The following is a 17,555-nucleotide window of genomic DNA, read 5'->3' on the forward strand; positions in this document are numbered from 1 at the left end:
ACAACGGATCAGGCGTGGTTGGGCGTTGGTTTGCCCAGCGCAGCGGCCGGTGCGGTTTTGGGTGTGTTGCGTGCGGCAAAGACAATGATTGCGGCGATGATCGAGGTCGCGGCCAACCCGTACAGACCGCCCTGAATCGAACCGGTGTGCTCCTCCAGCAGACCGAAGGTGGTCGGCGCCACGAACCCGCCGAGGTTGCCCACCGAGTTGATCAACGCGATCACGCCAGCGGCGATCCGCGCATCCAGATACGCCTGGGGGATCGGCCAGAACAGCGACGAAGCGGACTTGAAACCCAGTGCCGCAAAGCAGATTGCAACAAAGGCAAAGATCGGCCCGCCCGTGGTCGACATGAACATCCCGGCGGCGGCAATCAACAGCGCAGCAGCCACCCAGGCTTGCTGGTGTTTCCATTTGGCGGACAGCGAAGCGAAGGCATACATGCCGATAATCGACAGCAGCCAAGGGATCGAGTTGAACAGCCCGACCTGAATGTCGCTGAGGTCGCCCATCTTCTTGATGATGCTCGGCAGCCAGAAGGTCGCGGCATAGATGGTCAGCTGAATGAAGAAGTAGATCAGGCAGAACAGAATGATCTGGCGATCCTTGAGCAGTTTGCCCAACGACGGTTTGATCGGCGTCGCGGCTTCGCGGGCCAGCTGTTCGTTTTCGATGGCGTTGACCAGCGCATCCTGTTCTTCGCGGCTCAGCCATTTGGCGTCGTGGGGTTTGGAGTCCAGCCAGAACCAGACGAACACGCACAGCCCGACGGAAAACATCCCTTCAATGAAGTACATCCACTGCCAGCCGTGCAACCCGAAACCGTCGAGTTGCAGAAGCAACCCGGACAGCGGGCCGGAGATCAGCGAGGCCACTGCCGAGCCACTGAGAAAGATCGCGATCGCCTTGCCGCGCTCAACCCCTGGCAACCAGCGCGTGAAGTAATAAATCACCCCCGGAAAGAACCCGGCCTCGGCCACGCCCAGCAGGAATCGCAGGATGTAGAAGTGGGTTTCGTTCTGGATGAACGCCATCCCGGCGGCCACCAGGCCCCAGGTCAGCATGATGCGGGTCAGCCAGATTCGTGCGCCGACTTTTTGCAGGAGGATGTTGGAAGGGACTTCGAACAGCGCGTAACCGATGAAGAACAGCCCGGCCCCGAGACCGTAGGCGGCAGCGCCGATCCCCAGGTCGTGTTCCATATGGGCGCGGACGAAGCCGATGTTCACACGGTCGATGTAGTTGACGATGAACATGATGACGAACAACGGCAGGACATGGCGTTTCACTTTTGAGATGGCGGACTTCAGGACCGAATCGGCACCGTCGTGCATCCCTGATACGGATGTATTCACTTGGTTTCTCCCACTGATTATTTTTATGCGGGGTGTTGCGTTGTTGATAGACATCATACAACTGCGTTTTTTTAATGCGCAAGGGGTGATGTCCAACGAAATGGTGAGATTTAAGCGATTTGTTATGCTTTTTCTGGTGTCGCCTGGCGGGCTTCTTACCTGGAATGGGCACGATTGTTGAGTGTTGTCATACAAGCTGGGTGCTGTTTTCTGAAGATCCCAATCCCGCGCGGTGCTACGATTCCGTTAGCCCCGTTTCCGGATCATCGCCATGCAACCTGACCTCGATACGCCAGCCCCAAGGCGCAGCCACAACCTCGCTCACGACCTGGTCGCCAAGCTGACCCAGAGCATCTTGCTGGGCCAGATGTTGCCGGGGGACAAGCTGCCGTCGGAAAACTCGATCGTTCAGGCACACGGCGTCAGTCGCACCGTGGTGCGTGAGGCGATCTCGAAATTGCAGGCGTCGGGGCTGGTGGAAACCCGTCACGGCATCGGCACGTTTGTCATCGAACGCGCGCCGGAGCAAGGCTTGCGGCTGAACGTCGATACCGCGCTGGGGGTGCGCAGCATTCTGGAGTTGCGCATGGGCCTGGAAACCCAGGCCGCGGCGCTGGCGGCGACGCGTCGTACGGAGCTGCAATTGGCACAGATGCGTGAAGCGCTGGACGATTATCAGAGCTTGCTGGCCAACAACGACAGTTGCGTCGAGGCGGACAAGCGCTTCCACCTGTTGATCGCCGAAGCCACCGGCAATGTGTGTTTCACCGACATCATGCAGCACTTGGGCAGTGCGATGATCCCGCGCACCCGCCTCAATGCCGCCGAGCGCGGAGCGGCGGATCTGAGCAAGCTGGGGCAACTCGCCAACCTCGAACACGAGGCGATTCTCAACGCCATCAAGCGTCAGGATCCGGACGCGGCGCGGGCGGCGATGTGGTTGCACCTGACCAACAGCCGCGACCGCTTTTCCGCAGGCGGCGCCTGAGTCGCCGCTTGGGTCATGACCGGGCGGGACTCGCCGCGATTCCCGTAGGCCGGCGCTCCAGATTCAGCGCCAGCACACTGATCAACACCACGAGGGCACCGACGCCGACCGTCAGCGTTGGCTGTTCGCCCAAGGCATAGGCCGCCATGGCCATCGCCGTCGGCGGGATCAGGTACAGCGTCATGCTGGCGCGGCTCAAGTCCACGTGCGCCAGCACAAACGCCCAGGCCAGATAAGCCAGCGCACTGGGAAACACGCCCAACGCCATCACCGCCCACTGCACATGTGCCGGTGCGCCGACGACCTCGCTGGCCAGTCCCGGCAGGTAGATCAGGAGCAGCGCCGTGCCCGACCACACCGTGTAACACACCAGCGTCAGACCGTCGTAGCGCCCGGTTTGATGCTTCTGCAAGGCGAAGTAAAAACTCCACGACACCGCTGCCAGCAGGATCAGCCATCCGTGAACGTCGACGCTGCCCAGTCCGCGATCACCGGCCACCACAATCACCACGCCGACCAGTCCCGCCACGATGCAACCCCAGCGCCAGAAGCTGACCCGGTCCTTGAACACAAAGCGCGCCAGTAACGTGCTGAACAACGGCGTCGATTGCGCCAGCACGCTGGAGGCGCCAGCGCTGACATGCTGTTGCCCGATGTTGAGCACGACGTGATGCAGGCTCACCGCGAAAAAACCGAGCACCATCAGCAGCGGCAGGTCGCGAAGCCTGGGCAGACTGATGCCTTTGAACGCGGCAATGACCGCCATGAACGCCGAGGCAATCAGAAACCTCAGCAGGGCCAGATGGCCGGGGTCGTAGGCCTGCAAGCCGATATGAATGCCCGTTGGCGAATAACCCCAGCAGGCGATGACAAAGGCCATCGCCAGGATGATTTTGAGTGGCGAGTGGGCGGGGCGGGTGAGTGGCTTCATGGTGGGGCACCTTGGGTGTATGTGCCGAGTATCTGAAGCCGAACAGCTCACCACAACTGACTTATACTGCGTCGACTGTTCACTTTTGGTGATGATTATGGAGCTGGCGCAGATTCGCATGTTCAAGACTGTGGCCGACGTCGGCAGCATCGCTCGGGCCGCCGAGTTGCTGCATTGCGTGCCGTCCAATATCACGGCGCGGATCAAGGCGCTGGAGACGGAGTTGGGCGTGGCGCTGTTTCTGCGTGAGGGCCGGGGGCTGCGCATCAGCCCGGCGGGGCAGACATTTTTGTCTTACGCCTCGAAAATCCTCGCGCTGACCGTTGAAGCCAAACGCGCACTGGACCCGTCCGCTGACCCTTCCGGGCCGCTGCGCATCGGCGCCATCGAGTCCTCGGCCACCGGCCGGCTACCGCGCCTGCTGGCGAAATTCCACAAGCGCTATCCCGCGGTTGCGCTGGAACTGACCACCGGCACCTGGGGCCAACTGCTGGATGACACACTTAACCATCGGCTCGACGGTGCGATTGTCGCGGTGGATGTCGAACGCTCCCAACTCAAGCGCACGCCGATGTACCGCGAAGAGCTGTTGCTGATTGCCTCGACATCGTTGGGGCCGGTGCGTGGCATCGCGGATTTGCAGGACAAGACCGTATTCATGTGGCCCCAGGGCTGTCCGTACCGGGCGGCGCTGGAACATTGGTTGCTGCGTCAGGGGCAGGCGCTGCCGATTGTCAGCCTGGCCAGTTATGGCGCGATTGTCGGGTGCGTCAGCGCGGGAGCCGGCGTCGCGCTGGTGCCTAAAGGGGTCTTTGATCAGTACGCCAAAGGGGCAGGGTGTGCTGGGTTTGAGTTTCCGGAGCTGACGGCCATCGACAACCTGTTTTACTGGCATGAAAACGCCGGGGTTCACCCGGCGCGGGAGGCGTTTGTGGCGATGTTGCGCGAGGAGTTCGCGTGATCCACAGGGTTACGCGGTGATTGCGCAGACATCCCGCATCAACAACCCGAACCTCAGATCCACCGCATCCGGAATCGGCACATACACCGTATGCCCATCCCCCGGTGCCACTTCAATGGATTCACCTCTGACGTTGTGCAGTTGATGCAAATCGAAATGAAAGTTGCCCTTGGGCGTCATCAGTTCCAGATGATCCCCCAGCGCAAACCGGTTCTTCACCTTGATCTCCGCCATCCGGTCACGCCGCTCACCGGTCAACTCCCCGACAAACTGCTGTCGCTCGGACACCGAACTGCCGTGCTGATAATTCTGGTATTCGTCATGCACATGCCGACGCAAAAAGCCTTCGGTGTAGCCACGCTGTGCCAATGACTCCAGATCGGTCATCAGGCTGCGGTCGAACTCACGCCCGGCGACGGCATCGTCGATGGCCTGCCGATACACCTGCGTGGTGCGTGCGCAATAGAAGTGGGATTTGGTCCGGCCCTCGATCTTCAGCGAGTGCACGCCCATGTGCGTCAGACGCTCGACATGCTGCACGGCGCGCAGGTCCTTGGCATTCATGATGTAAGTGCCGTGCTCGTCCTCGAAGGCGGGCATCAACTCATCCGGCCGATTGGCCTCCTGCAACAGGAACACCTGGTCGGTGGGCGCGCCGATGCCCAGGGTCGGTTCGGGCTGATACTGTTGGACGATCTCGCCCAGCTGGTTTTCCGTGGCCTCCTGCGCCGAATATTTCCAGCGGCAGGCATTGGTGCAACTGCCTTGATTGGCATCGCGTTTGTTCATGTAGCCCGACAGCAGGCAGCGCCCGGAATACGCCATGCACAACGCGCCGTGGACAAACACCTCCAGTTCCATCGCCGGCACTTGCTGGCGGATTTCGCCGATTTCTTCCAGGGACAGTTCCCGCGACAGGATGATCCGGCTCAAGCCCTGTTGCTGCCAGAACTCGACACTCGCCCAGTTCACTGTGTTGGCCTGCACCGAGAGATGAATCGGCATCTGCGGGAAGTGCCGGCGCACCAGCATGATCAAGCCCGGATCGGACATGATCAGCGCGTCCGGCGCCATGGCGATCACCGGCGCCAGGTCCTTGAGGAAGGTCTTGAGCTTGGCGTTGTGCGGCGCAATGTTCACCACCACGTAAAAACGCTTGCCCTGGGCCTGGGCTTCCTGGATGCCGAGGGCGAGGTTGGCGTGATCGAATTCGTTATTGCGCACCCGCAAGCTGTAGCGCGGTTGGCCGGCGTACACCGCATCGGCGCCGTAAGCGAAGGCATAACGCATGTTTTTCAGGGTGCCGGCGGGGGCGAGCAGTTCGGGGGCAAGAAGAGTCATGGCGGGGGCAGTCGCAAAAACCGTGGAGGGTAAGCGCGTTGCCGGCGGCGTTCATTGATCTGGATCTATGCTTGATGAACAAACGGATGGCACTCGCGCGAACCGTGGCGGACTAAGCAATAAGGACGGCTCTTCATTTCAGGAGTCTGAGTCCCTGCGCACTGACACGGATCGGACATGAACGAAGAAACCGTAAAAAACAAATCACTGGTGATCTTGCTGGGGCTGGTGACTGCCGCGTTTATCTGGATTTTGTTGCCGTTCTACGGCGCGGTGTTCTGGGCGGTGATCCTCGGCATCCTCTTTGCGCCGATGCAACGTCGACTGCAATTGAAGCTGGGCTGGGAGCGCAACCTGACGTCGCTGCTGACGCTGAGTATCAGCCTGCTGATTGCGATCCTGCCGGTGATCGTCCTCAGTTTCTTCCTCGTTCAGGAAGGCGCGATGCTGTACAAAAACATCGAAAGCGGAGAATTGGACATTGCGGGGTACGTGTCGCACTTCAAGCACAGCTTGCCGCCGTACTTCCAGCACCTGCTTGACCGGTTCGGCATAGGAGAGCTGGACGGGCTGCGCGAGAAAATCATCAAGAGCGCGGTGACGGGTAATGAGTATTTCGCCACTCAGGTGTTCAGTTTCGGCCAGGGCACGTTTGATTTTGTGGTGAGTTTTTTCATCATGCTCTACCTGCTGTATTTCTTTCTGCGTGACGGCGCCGAGCTGGCACGCAAAGTTCGCGCGGCCGTGCCGTTGGAGGAGCACCAGAAGCGTCGGTTGCAACTCAAGTTCAATCGCGTGGTGCGGGCGACGGTGAAGGGCAACCTGCTGGTGGCGATCACCCAGGGCGCCTTGGGTGGTTTGATTTTCTGGTTTCTGGACATCCCGAGCGCATTGCTCTGGGCGGTGCTGATGGCGTTTCTGTCGCTGTTGCCAGCGGTGGGGGCGGGAATCATCTGGGCGCCGGTAGCGGCGTTTTTCCTGCTCAGCGGGGCGATGTGGCAGGGCGTGGTGCTGGGCTTGTACGGGGTTTTTGTGATCGGCCTGGTGGATAACGTGCTGCGACCGATCCTGGTGGGCAAGGACACCAAGATGCCGGATTACCTGATCCTTATCTCGACCCTCGGCGGTCTCGCGATCTTTGGCCTCAACGGCTTCGTCATCGGGCCGCTGATCGCGGCCCTGTTCATGTCGAGCTGGGCCATCTTCATTGAAACCAAACCGAAAGTGCAGTTGCCTTAGGCGCTGAGTCGGCCTTGGCCGATACGGTGCGACAAGGCCTGGGCGGCGGGCAGCGAAGTGAGTGGGCCGCTGATCGCTTCACCGTCCTGCATCAGGTACCAACAGGCGAGCAATCCCAGCTCTCTGAGCGGTGCGGGAACGGCGCTGCCAACAACGGACATGATCTGAACCTGGGACATAAGTACCTCCATCAATCGATGGAGTTACCTTACGGACCCGGCGCTGAAACGGACAATCAACGCTTTCGATAGTCGTCATTGATGCCGATGAGTATCGGCCTCACTCGACCACCAGATCCAGCATGTGAATCACTTCCTGCTCGTTGAGCAGGCCTTTGCGCACCAGGTTTTCGGCCAGCAGCGAAAGGAACTTGGCGCTGCGATGGCCTTCCAGGTGCTTGAGTTCGGTCAAGGCGTCATACACCTTGCTGGAAGTGCACAAACCGACATTGCGGTGCGGGTTTTGCGTGGGCATAAGGTCGTCCTTGTTGTTATCAACCTGTTATTTGCGGACAGGTCCAAGCTTGCGGACCTGGCATGACATAAATATGACCGTTTGGCGCAAGGCGAGGGCGGGTCGAGTCAATCTTGCCAACTTGCGCCGCCGACGCTGTCTCCACAGCGACCTTGACGCGATTTATCCAGACGTTCGCCGACGAACGGTCACAAAAAAGCCCCGCTGTTGAGGCAGGGCCTGGTGAGGGTGTTACCAGTGGCCATAACCGCGGGGAGGGCCGTAGTAACCGCGCGGCGCGTAGTAACCACGTGGCGGGCCATAGTAAACCGGTGGTGGCCCGTAATAGACCGGCTGTTGCACGTAGACCGGTGCCGGCTGGTAATAAACCGGTGGTGGTTGTTGTACATAAACCGGCGCTGGCTGGTAAACCGGTTGAGGTTGTACATAGACCGGCCGATTGGCATTAATCAGGGCCGAACCGACGATGGCCGTACCCACCAGCGCGCCAAAGACCGCTGGTCCTTGCCAGCAATTACCACAACCACCGCCATGGGCTTGTGCCTGCCCTGCGACAGCAAGTGCGCCGATCAGCAAGGCAACTGTGGGGATTTTACGGATCATGATAATTCCTCGGTTCTTCGACCCGGCGCTTGCGTCTGCAATAGACCCAAGCGTTGTCGCGGGGATACTTCTAAGACAGCATTTTTTCCAAAATCAGCACAGCAAATAGGTAAATTTTGTGTAAGGTCTGTACCGGTTTCCTGACGGTTCGCACCCGTGCCCACCGCCATGCCGTTATGATCGAACAGACCCGATGGAATGGCTAATCCCGTCCATCTGAAAGTGCTTTAGAAGGAGAAAGTTTCATGCAGATGAACCCCAACCGAGACACCCAACTGTGCATGTCGCTGTCCGGGCGCCCAGGCAACTTCGGCCTGCGCTTTCACAATCATCTGTACGAACAATTAGGCCTGAATTTCTACTACAAGGCCTTCAGCAGCCAGGATCTGCCCGGCGCCGTGGGCGGTATTCGCGCTTTGGGCATTCGTGGTTGCGGCGTGTCGATGCCATTCAAGGAAGCGTGCATTGCGCTGGTGGATGAGTTGGATGCCTCGGCGGCGGCCATTCAGTCGATCAATACCATCGTCAACACTGACGGCCACTTAAAGGCCTACAACACCGATTACATTGCCATCGAGCAACTGCTCAAGACCCACGAAGTGCCCAAGGATTCGACCTTCGCCCTGCGCGGCAGCGGCGGCATGGCCAAGGCCGTGGCCAGCGCATTGCGCGACGGCGGTTACCAGAACGGCTTGATCGTCGCCCGCAATGAGCGCGCCGGCCGTGCCCTGGCGGAGTCGCTGGGTTATCAGTGGCAAGCGCAATTGGGGGCTCAGCGTCCGCAAATGCTGATCAACGTCACGCCAATTGGCATGACGGGTGGCCCGGAGGCCGATCAACTGGCGTTTGATGCTGAAACCATTGCCGCTGCCGAGACTGTCTTCGATGTGGTAGCCATTCCCTCGGAAACACCGCTGATCGTGCGCGGTCGTGCTGAAGGCAAACGGGTGATTACCGGGCTGGAAGTGGTCGCCATCCAGGCACTGGAGCAATTTGTGCTGTACACCGGCATCCGGCCGACCGATGAGCAATTTCACAAAGCCGTGGAATTTGCCCGCAGCTAGGACCCGCAGCCAGGAGGAATCCCCATGCATCCGCGCATTCTCAATCTGAGCCAGGTCGACCTTGAACCGTTGCCCGAAGCCATGGCGCCCACCGGCGATACGGCGGGCCGTTACCAGCAGCGAATGGCCCGTGTCGGTCAGCAATTGGGCGCGCAGAAGCTGGGGTATCGGCTGTACGTGCTGGAACCGGGCATGCGCGGCAGTCCGTTTCACAGCCATCGGGTCAATGAGGAGATGTTTTACGTCGTGGCCGGGGAAGGGGAGGTACGCCTCGGTGCCGAACGTTTCCCGATCCGCGCGGGCGACGTGATTGCCTGCCCGCCGGGAGGTCCGGAGGCGGCGCACCAGATTATCAACACCAGCCGCGGGGAACTGCGCTATCTGGCGGTCAGCACCCAGCAATCGCCGGAGATTTGCGAATATCCCGATTCCGGCAAATACGCGGTGATGGACGACTTTCACGTAGATGCCGAGGGCAATGCCTCAGGCTTCGTCGCCATCGCCCGACCGGGCGACGGTGTGGATTACTGGGACGGCGAGTAACACTCAGGCTAACGAGCATCCTGTAGCAGCTGACGAGCAGCGCGAGGCTGCGTTCGGTGCGGGCTGCGTTCGGATGAAGCCGTCGCAAACCCGGCAATCGGGTTTTATCAGGCAAACCGCGGACGCAGCCTCGCGTTGCTCGTCAGCTGCTACAGGGAGCGGGAGGGTTATTCGAGGCGGGCCAGACGTTCTTCGAGTGCGGCAATTCGCGCTTCGAGCTCTTCGATCCTTTCTGCCGATACTCCACCAGAAGCCCCACGTTCCACCGGATTCTGCCGCGCCGCCAGGATAACCTCGATATCCGCCGGGTCACCCAGCGCATGCATGTACCGGTCTTCCCGCTGCCCGGCCTGCTTCGGGATCAACAACGCCAACCCTCGTGCAATCAAACGCTCCAGCTGATGCACCACCTGTTCGGTGTCTTCAAATTCATGCATGCGCCCGCTGCGGGTCAGCAATTCATTGACCGTCTGCGGACCGCGCAGGAACAACAACCCCGTCAGAATCACCTGGGCCGGCACCAGTTCCAGCGCCTTGTCGACCTTGTGCTCCCAGCGATCCGCGCGGCTGCCCATCACCAGTTTGGCGAAACCGCGTCCTTCCAGCGCCCGAAGGCTCTGGCCGACCTGGCCCTGGGTCAGGTTCATCACCGGTTCGCGGCTGGTTTTCTGGTTACACGCGATGACCAGGGCATTGAGGGTCAGCGGATAGGTTTCCGGGCTGGTGGCCTGTTTTTCGATCAACGAGCCCAGAATGCGGATTTCCGTGCTGTTAAGCCGTGGCTCGTCGAAGGTCGTTTCTTGCTCAATGCTCATGGTCTGCATCCTTACCCGATTCATGTTTTTCACGTGCGTGGATGCACTTTAGATTGGCAAGCGCCAATGGCAACTGAATTCGTCGTAGCTGCTAGGCTGTGATGACGAAACATAGATGAAATATTAACGCCATTTTTACAATCGGGCAGGCACCGTAGGCGGGCCCGCGCGACCTAGTGCGTGTGCACTCAAGGCACTGTAGCCGCGGGCTGCAGCGTTCCGAACCACTGATCCATGCATCGAGTCAATCGGTGTGCGTCACCTTTATTCGCCCCTGATAACTGAAAAACAAAAAGGGCGAGAGAGACTCCATGAGCCAAGACATTTTTGTATCCGTACTGATTCCCGCCAAAAACGAAGCCAACAACCTCAAGCCGCTGCTTGAGGAAATCCGCGTGGCCCTGGCCGACGAGGCCTACGAAATCATCGTTGTCGACGATGGCAGCACCGATGCCACCCTGCACGAACTGCGGCAGATCCGGCACAACGGCCTGAGCACCTTGCGCATCCTGCACCATGAGCGTTCGCTGGGGCAGAGCACGTCGCTTTACCACGCCGCGTTCGAGGCGCGCGGACAATGGCTGGCCACCCTCGATGGCGATGGGCAAAACGACCCGGCGGACATTCCCGGCATGCTGGCGCTGGTGCGCGGCGAGTCAGGCTCGGGGGATGTGCAATTGGTCGCCGGGCATCGGGTCAACCGCCGCGATACTGCGAGCAAACGCTGGGCTTCGCGTTTCGCCAACGGTCTGCGCAGCCGCTTGCTCAAGGACGCTACGCCGGACACTGGCTGTGGGTTGAAGCTGATCGAACGCACGGCGTTTTTGCGCCTGCCGTACTTCGACCACATGCACCGTTTTATTCCGGCACTGATCCAGCGGCACAACGGCCGAATGATCGTCCACCCGGTCAACCACCGCCCGCGCACCGCCGGGGTGTCCAAGTACGGCAACCTCGACCGCGCCTTGGTGGGCATCCTCGACCTGGTCGGGGTCTGGTGGCTGATCAAGCGTACACGCCTGAACACCCAGGCGCAGGAGATTGAAGGATGAACATGTCCCGCGAAGCCCTGTGGCTGGTGGTCGGTTTTGTCGGCCAGATCGCTTTTACCGGGCGCTTTATCCTGCAGTGGCTGTACAGCGAATACAAAAAACGCAGCGTGATCCCGACGAGCTTCTGGTACTTGAGCATCGTCGGCAGCACGCTCCTGCTCGCGTACGCCATTTACCGGGAAGACCCGGTGTTCATCGCCGGCCAGGCCTTCGGCACCCTCGTTTATTTCCGCAATTTACAGTTGATCGCCAAAAGCAAAAACCTGAAGGAGTAGGTCATGCGCGGATCGTTATCGACCCGAAATATTACGTTGCTCGCGGCGGTCGCCATGGCGCTGCTGTTTTTCTGGGGATTGGGCAGTGTGCCGTTTCTCAGCGTCAACGAGGCGCGCCGTGCCGTCACCGTACGGGAAATGCACGAAGCCGGGAGCTGGCTGCTGCCCTACATGAACGGCGATTTGTACCTGTCCAAGCCGCCGTTTTTCTATTGGGCCGGCCTGGTGTCGACGGCCTTGCTGGGCAGTGTGTCCGAGTGGAGCGTGCGGTTGCCTTCGGCACTGGCGGCGACCTTGTGCTGCATCGGCACGTACTGGTACGGCGTTCGGCAGGCCGGGCGCCAGGTCGGTTTGTTCGCGGTGGTATTCCTGGCGGCGAACGGCGCGTTCAGCCTGTTCGCCCGCCGCTCGGAAATCGAGATGCTGTTGACCCTGCTGTGCTTCGGCGCATTGCTGGCGGCGTGGCAGTTCATCTTCCAGCAGGGCCGGGTGCTGTGGAGCCGGCTCAGCTACCTGCTGTTAGGTTGCGCGCTGCTGACCAAAGGGCCGGTTTGCCTGTTGTGGGTGACGGCGCCGATCCTGACGTACGCCTTGATCTACCGCGATGCGCGGGCCAAAGCCTACCTGTGTGACGGCTGGGGCTGGCTGATTGCCGTGGTGCTGGGCAGTTCGTGGTACGTGGCGGTGTCGTTGAGTCAGGGCTGGGGCATCTGGTCGTCGATCATCAGCGAAGACATCATGAACAAGATCGACGGCCAGGGCGCCGAATCCTGGTACGCGTACTTGTTGTACCTGGCCGGTGACTTCTTTCCGTTCTGGCTGATTGTGTTTGTGCAGCCACGCAAGTTTTGGGCAATGATCCGCTCGCGCCGCGAAGCGGCCATGCTGCTGTGTTGCACGCTGCTGCCGCTGCTGATTTTTTCCCTGTTCACCGAAAAGCACGGCAAGTACCTGTTGCCGGTTTACCCGTCCATGGCCTTGCTGCTGGCCATGCACTGGGCCGCCGTGCTCGAAGGTATGCAAGGACGCTGGCGCACCTGCCTGGCCACGGTTCCCTACGTGATGCTGGCCGGGTTTGTGGTGTTTTATGTGTTCGTCGAAGCGCGGGTGCTGTCCCATCGCGTTGGAGGTCTGGAACAGGTCGCCACGCTGGCTGCCGGGCAACCGGGCCAGAAGGCCTACAGCGTCGGTGAACCGGATATCCGTCTGGTCTATTACATGGGCCGGCCGGTGGCGCCGCTGACCCTTGCGCAGTTGCAAGGGGATGAGCGCCCGACGGGACTGCTGTTTGTGCAAGAACCCCTCGACCCGCAATTGCAGAACCTGGCGTCGTGCAAAGTCGGCGAAGTCGAACCCTATCTGAAACCACACCGCGCCGCGCTGCTGGTGCGCATGGGGGGGGAGTGCCATTAAGGTCTGCGGCAGCTGAAAAAGACCCATGGCAGGAGGGGCGGGCATGGCTATAATCGGCCGACGTTTCCCCTCCTGTTACCACACGAGACTGCCATGACCATTTCCCTGTACGACGCCTCCGTCCCTGTTTTCAAGCAAATGCTCACCGCTCTCAGCGATGTGCTGAACAAGGCCGAAGCCCACGCGACCGCCAAGAACATCGACCCGAACGCATTCCTGCAAGCCCGTCTGTTCCCGGACATGTTCCCGCTGGTGCGTCAGGTGCAAATCGCCGTTGATTTCGCCAAAGGCGTTTCTTCGCGTCTGGCCGAAGTTGAAGTGCCGAAGTACGAAGACACCGAAACCACCTTCGCCGAGCTGCAAGCGCTGCTGACCAAGGTTCTGGCCTACATCGCCGAGATCAAGCCGGAGCAGATCAACGGCAAGGAAGGCATCGAGATCGTGACCCGTCCGGGCACCCCTAAAGAGAAGCGCTTCAGTGGCCAGGCTTACCTGCTGAGCTACGGTTTGCCGCAGTTCTTCTTCCACGTCACCACTGCTTACGCATTGCTGCGTCATAACGGTGTGGAAGTGGGCAAGCGCGATTACATGGGCGCGTTCTAAACCGCCCGGGTACAAAAAAGCCCCCGCAGCCGTTGGTTGCGGGGGCTTTTTCATAAGTACGCATTCCTCAACAACACCTCCGCCCCCTGTAGGAGTGAGCCTGCTCGCTCCTACAGGGGGCGGCGGTGTTGGTCAGGCCAGGCGTTCGGCTTTGCGCTCTTCACCTTGGCAAGCCGCCGCCGTGAACAGCACATCCGTGGACGAGTTCAACGCCGTCTCCGCCGAGTCCTGCAACACGCCGATGATGAAACCGACCGCCACCACCTGCATGGCGATTTCACTCGGGATGCCGAACAGGCTGCACGCCAGTGGAATCAGTAACAGCGACCCACCCGCCACACCCGAAGCGCCACAGGCGCAAATCGCTGCGACGACGCTCAGCAGGATCGCGGTCGGAATGTCCACGGCGATGCCCAAGGTATGCACCGCCGCCAGGCTCAGCACGGTGATGGTGATTGCCGCGCCGGCCATGTTGATGGTCGCGCCGAGCGGGATCGACACCGAGTAGGTGTCTTCATGCAGGCCCAGGCGCTTGCTCAATTCCAGATTGACCGGAATGTTCGCCGCCGAACTGCGGGTGAAAAATGCGGTGATGCCGCTTTCTCGCAGGCACATCAGCACCAGCGGATACGGGTTACGGCGCAGTTTCCAGAACACGATGATCGGGTTCATCACCAGCGCCACGAACAGCATGCAACCAAGCAGCACAGCCAGCAGATGCGCGTAGCCGATCAAGGCACCGAAACCGGAGGTGGCGAGGGTCGAGGCCACCAGGCCAAAAATCCCCAGCGGGGCAAAACGGATCACAAGGCGCACGATCACGGTCACGCCGTTGGACAAGTCGCCCAGCACTTCCCGGGTGGTGTCACCGGCATGGCGAATGGCGATGCCCATGCCGATAGCCCAGGCGAGGATGCCGATGAAGTTGGCGTTCATCAGCGCACTCACTGGGTTATCGACCACGCTCAGCAGCAGGCTTTGCAACACTTCGCCGATACCGCCCGGTGCGGTGACCGCGACGTCTTGCGTGGACAACACCAGATTCGACGGGAACATCATGCTGGCCACCACGGCGACCACCGCCGCCGCGAACGTGCCAAGCAAATACAAAAACAGAATCGGCCGGATATGGGTTTCCTGGCCGTGCTTATGGTTGGCGATCGACGCCATGACCAGCACGAACACCAGAATCGGTGCGACGGCTTTCAGCGCCGAGACGAACACCTTGCCGATAAACGCAGTGGACTTCGCCACTTCAGGCGCAAACAGGGCCAGGGCAATGCCGGCGATCAGGCCGATGATGATTTGCGTGACCAGGGTGGTGCGTTTAAGGCGTTGCAATAGAGAAGGGGATGAAGCAGTCATAAACAGCATCTCTGATTTTTATAGGAGCAGGGTTTCGCAGGTATGCAGCAACAAACAGGGCAGGCCGCAGACGGGAAACCGGAAAGGGGTGTAATGCCGATCAGTTAAACCATCAGACGATCTGTAGCAGCCGTACGCAGGCTTTGCCAGCTGCTAAAAAAGGTGCGTGATGGCTTGACTGAGCGGCGTCAGCCACAGGGTGTACGTTTTTCAGGGCGCGGACTTTATCACAGCGCAGGATGGATCCTTCAGATCTGTGACGATCTGCCACCCGCGCAATCCACCAGATAAGCAGGTTCGTGCAACCTGCTTTGGACACACTCTGTTAAGATTCGCCATCCTCATTTTCAAGTCTGCCAGTGGGCCTTCGGGCTATTCGCTGGTGTCGTCGTTTTCTGGAGTTGTGCATGCTGTTGCCCATTCTTCTGTTGTCCGCCGCCGGTTTTACGGTGCTGACCACGGAATTCGTCATCGTCGGCCTGTTGCCGGCCATCGCCCGCGACCTTGAAGTCAGCATCCCGCAAGCGGGTTTGCTGGTGACGTTGTTCGCCTTCACCGTCGCCGCTTTCGGGCCGTTCCTGACCGCGTACTTCGCCCGCTTTGAACGCCGCAAGCTGTTCATCTCGGTGCTGATCATGTTCGGTCTGGCCAACACCCTCGCGGCGTTTGCGCCGAATATCTGGGTGATGGCCTTCGCCCGGTTGATTCCCGCACTCGGCTTGCCGGTGTTCTGGGCCTTGGCCAGCGAGACGGCGGTGGACATTGTCGGGCCGGACTACGCCGGGCGGGCCATTGCCAAGATTGGTTTCGGCATTGTCTGCGCCACGGTGTTCGGCATTCCGGTGGGAACGCTGATTTCCGATGCGTTCGGCTGGCGCAGTGCGTTTGGCATTCTGGCGGTCATCGCCTTTGCCAAGGCCTTGCTGCTGTTTATCTACCTGCCGAAAACCAACCTGCACCAGCATCAGGTGAGTTTCCGTTCGCAATTCAAGATCTTGCGCAGCCCACTGATGATCGGCCATGTGCTGCTGTCGATTGTGGTCTTCAGCGGCATGTTTACCGCGTACACCTACCTGGCGGACATCCTTGAGCGCCTCGCCGGTTTCAACGGCACGGTGGTCGGTTGGTGCCTGATGGGCTTCGGCGCGGTCGGGTTGATCGGTAACTCGCTGGGCGGTCGCGCGGTGGACCGTCATCCGCTGATTGCTTCGGTGATGTTTTGCGCGTTCATGATTGCCGGCCTGGTGGCGCTGGTGCCGAACATTCATTCGCCCCTCGGTCTGGCGGCGGCGATGGGCATCTGGGGCGTGACGCAGGCGGCGCTGTTCCTGGTCAGTCATGTGCGCCTGATGAAAGCGGCGCCCGAAGCGCCAGCGTTCGCCGCCTCGCTGAACATTGCCGGGGCCAACCTCGGCATCGGCCTGGGCGCGATGGTCGGGGGTCGGGTGATCGACAACTTCGGTCTGCAAGGCCTTGGGTTCGCGGCCGCCGCTTTTATTCTCGCCTCGATCCTGCTGGCGATTGCGCTGATGACCTTCAAACCACGTGAAATCTGCGCCTGAGGTTCTACAGTTCGGTGAACAGCTCGCGTCGGGCACCTTCGGTAATGGCGACAATGCCGGGGTGCTTGACCTTGCGTTCCACTGAAATGGCGTAGAACGACTCGGTCACGGCGTCGGTCTGGCCAATCACCTCCACGCCATACTGGCGTTTCACTTCATCGGCGATCACGCTTGGGCCGATGAAGATCCCGCTCCCGGACTGACCAAACGCCTGCATCAACGCGCTGTCGTCGAACTCGCCGACAATGCGCGGCTGGATCTGCTGCTCGGCGAACCAGCGCTGCAAGCGGTTGCGCACCACGGTTTCCGGCCCCGGAATCAACAGCGGTGCGCCGTGCAGGCTGCGCGGGAAATCCTGGCCGTACTGCGCAGCCAGTTCCGCGGTGGCGAAGAAGCTGATCCCGCATTCCCCGAGTTTCTGGCTGTAGCCCTTGATGTCCAGGTGCGAAGGCATCGGGCTGTCGGAAATCACCATGTCCAGGCGCTGGATCGCCAGGTCGGCGAGCAACCGTTCGAGTTTATCTTCGCGACAGGTGATGCGCAGCGGCTCGCTCAATTCCATGGTCGGCGCGATCAGTCGATAAACGATGGACTTGGGCACAACGTCGGCGACACCGACCCGAAACTGAATCTGCTGCTCGTTGGGTTGCGCTCGCAACATCAATTCGAGTTCTCCGCCTAGCTGAAACATCTGCTCGGCGTAGGGCAGGGCCTGACGACCCGCCTCGGTGAGTTCAAGTTGCCGGCCCACTCGTCGAAACAACTCGATGCCGTAGGTTTGCTCGAGCAGGGAAATCTGCCCGCTGATGGTTTGGGGTGTCAGGTTCAGCTGCTCGCAGGCGCGCACGATGCTGCCGGTCTTGGCCACCACCCAGAAGTAATGCAATTGCCGATAGTTGAGCATGACAGTCTACAGTTCGTAAAAACCGAAGTATAACCGCTAAAAATACGAATTTTCCTGAAGTGTTTGC

19 protein-coding genes are annotated in these 17,555 nt (G+C 60.2%); 10 read left to right on the plus strand and 9 right to left on the minus strand.

Going from position 1 to position 17,555, the window contains the following annotated elements:
• Positions 1-8: 8 nt before the first annotated feature.
• Complete coding sequence (locus AB4N43_RS26565; RefSeq protein ID WP_027925406.1) at positions 9-1,355, minus strand: MFS transporter; 1,347 nt, start codon at positions 1,353-1,355, stop codon at positions 9-11.
• A gap of 271 nt (positions 1,356-1,626) precedes the next feature.
• Here AB4N43_RS26565 and AB4N43_RS26570 point away from each other — a divergent pair, with 271 nt between their 5' ends.
• Positions 1,627-2,343 carry a FadR/GntR family transcriptional regulator gene (locus AB4N43_RS26570; RefSeq protein WP_194941044.1) on the plus strand — a complete coding sequence of 239 codons (717 nt, stop codon included), beginning with the start codon at positions 1,627-1,629 and terminating at the stop codon, positions 2,341-2,343.
• A gap of 13 nt (positions 2,344-2,356) precedes the next feature.
• Here the strand turns inward: AB4N43_RS26570 and AB4N43_RS26575 are convergent, their stop codons facing one another.
• Positions 2,357-3,274, minus strand: a complete 918-nt coding sequence (locus tag AB4N43_RS26575; protein ID WP_410922829.1) for a DMT family transporter — start codon at positions 3,272-3,274, stop codon at positions 2,357-2,359.
• Positions 3,275-3,371: 97 nt separating this feature from the next.
• Between AB4N43_RS26575 and AB4N43_RS26580 the strand changes: the two genes are divergently transcribed.
• A complete protein-coding gene (locus AB4N43_RS26580; protein ID WP_059182490.1) occupies positions 3,372-4,235 on the plus strand; it encodes a LysR substrate-binding domain-containing protein in 864 nt (287 codons plus the stop codon).
• Positions 4,236-4,244: 9 nt separating this feature from the next.
• On the opposite strand, the gene trhP is transcribed toward AB4N43_RS26580, so the two are convergent.
• Positions 4,245-5,576, minus strand: a complete 1,332-nt coding sequence (gene trhP / locus AB4N43_RS26585) for a prephenate-dependent tRNA uridine(34) hydroxylase TrhP (protein WP_027925402.1) — start codon at positions 5,574-5,576, stop codon at positions 4,245-4,247.
• Between the two features lie 177 nt (positions 5,577-5,753).
• Between trhP and AB4N43_RS26590 the strand changes: the two genes are divergently transcribed.
• Positions 5,754-6,815, plus strand: coding sequence for an AI-2E family transporter (locus tag AB4N43_RS26590; protein WP_059182492.1), 1,062 nt, complete (start codon positions 5,754-5,756; stop codon positions 6,813-6,815).
• On the opposite strand, the gene AB4N43_RS26595 is transcribed toward AB4N43_RS26590, so the two are convergent.
• From AB4N43_RS26595 to AB4N43_RS26605, 3 genes are all read right to left on the minus strand, one after another.
• Positions 6,812-6,994, minus strand: a complete 183-nt coding sequence (locus AB4N43_RS26595; protein WP_027925400.1) for a hypothetical protein — start codon at positions 6,992-6,994, stop codon at positions 6,812-6,814. The two genes, AB4N43_RS26590 and AB4N43_RS26595, sit on opposite strands and share 4 nt — an antisense overlap.
• A 100-nt stretch (positions 6,995-7,094) precedes the next feature.
• The gene (locus tag AB4N43_RS26600) at positions 7,095-7,289 is read right to left on the minus strand and encodes a hypothetical protein (RefSeq protein ID WP_027925399.1); all 195 of its coding nucleotides are present in this window, start codon (positions 7,287-7,289) and stop codon (positions 7,095-7,097) included.
• Positions 7,290-7,520: 231 nt separating this feature from the next.
• Complete coding sequence (locus tag AB4N43_RS26605) at positions 7,521-7,892, minus strand: hypothetical protein (RefSeq protein WP_027925398.1); 372 nt, start codon at positions 7,890-7,892, stop codon at positions 7,521-7,523.
• Between the two features lie 245 nt (positions 7,893-8,137).
• Between AB4N43_RS26605 and AB4N43_RS26610 the strand changes: the two genes are divergently transcribed.
• Together AB4N43_RS26610 and AB4N43_RS26615 are read left to right on the plus strand one after the other, a co-directional pair.
• Positions 8,138-8,956, plus strand: a complete 819-nt coding sequence (locus AB4N43_RS26610) for a shikimate 5-dehydrogenase (protein WP_027925397.1) — start codon at positions 8,138-8,140, stop codon at positions 8,954-8,956.
• Between the two features lie 24 nt (positions 8,957-8,980).
• On the plus strand, positions 8,981-9,499 hold the full coding sequence (locus tag AB4N43_RS26615) for a cupin domain-containing protein (RefSeq protein WP_059182493.1): 519 nt from the start codon (positions 8,981-8,983) through the stop codon (positions 9,497-9,499).
• 167 nt (positions 9,500-9,666) lie between these two features.
• On the opposite strand, the gene AB4N43_RS26620 is transcribed toward AB4N43_RS26615, so the two are convergent.
• Entirely contained in the window at positions 9,667-10,314 is a 648-nt protein-coding gene (locus AB4N43_RS26620; protein WP_194941042.1) for a YceH family protein, read from the minus strand.
• 311 nt (positions 10,315-10,625) lie between these two features.
• On the opposite strand from AB4N43_RS26620, the gene AB4N43_RS26625 reads away from it, so the two are divergent.
• The 4 genes from AB4N43_RS26625 to AB4N43_RS26640 all read left to right on the plus strand — a co-directional run bounded on the left by AB4N43_RS26625 (position 10,626) and on the right by AB4N43_RS26640 (position 13,657).
• Positions 10,626-11,366 carry a glycosyltransferase family 2 protein gene (locus AB4N43_RS26625; RefSeq protein ID WP_059182495.1) on the plus strand — a complete coding sequence of 247 codons (741 nt, stop codon included), beginning with the start codon at positions 10,626-10,628 and terminating at the stop codon, positions 11,364-11,366.
• The gene (locus AB4N43_RS26630) at positions 11,363-11,641 is read left to right on the plus strand and encodes a lipid-A-disaccharide synthase N-terminal domain-containing protein (RefSeq protein ID WP_027925393.1); all 279 of its coding nucleotides are present in this window, start codon (positions 11,363-11,365) and stop codon (positions 11,639-11,641) included. The genes AB4N43_RS26625 and AB4N43_RS26630 overlap by 4 nt, the downstream gene beginning before the upstream one ends.
• A 3-nt stretch (positions 11,642-11,644) precedes the next feature.
• On the plus strand, positions 11,645-13,054 hold the full coding sequence (locus AB4N43_RS26635; RefSeq protein WP_027925392.1) for an ArnT family glycosyltransferase: 1,410 nt from the start codon (positions 11,645-11,647) through the stop codon (positions 13,052-13,054).
• Positions 13,055-13,147: 93 nt separating this feature from the next.
• The gene (locus tag AB4N43_RS26640) at positions 13,148-13,657 is read left to right on the plus strand and encodes a DUF1993 domain-containing protein (RefSeq protein ID WP_027925391.1); all 510 of its coding nucleotides are present in this window, start codon (positions 13,148-13,150) and stop codon (positions 13,655-13,657) included.
• Between the two features lie 132 nt (positions 13,658-13,789).
• Here the strand turns inward: AB4N43_RS26640 and sstT are convergent, their stop codons facing one another.
• Entirely contained in the window at positions 13,790-15,022 is a 1,233-nt protein-coding gene (sstT, locus tag AB4N43_RS26645; protein ID WP_027925390.1) for a serine/threonine transporter SstT, read from the minus strand.
• Positions 15,023-15,429: 407 nt separating this feature from the next.
• Between sstT and AB4N43_RS26650 the strand changes: the two genes are divergently transcribed.
• Positions 15,430-16,584 carry an MFS transporter gene (locus AB4N43_RS26650; RefSeq protein ID WP_027925389.1) on the plus strand — a complete coding sequence of 385 codons (1,155 nt, stop codon included), beginning with the start codon at positions 15,430-15,432 and terminating at the stop codon, positions 16,582-16,584.
• A gap of 4 nt (positions 16,585-16,588) precedes the next feature.
• Here AB4N43_RS26650 and nhaR read toward each other — a convergent pair whose 3' ends face one another.
• Positions 16,589-17,488 (minus strand): transcriptional activator NhaR, encoded by a 900-nt coding sequence (nhaR, locus tag AB4N43_RS26655; RefSeq protein ID WP_027925388.1) that lies wholly within the window; start codon positions 17,486-17,488, stop codon positions 16,589-16,591.
• Between the last annotated feature and the right edge of the window lie 67 nt (positions 17,489-17,555).

It is taken from the genome of Pseudomonas sp. S2_B07, assembly GCF_054668435.1.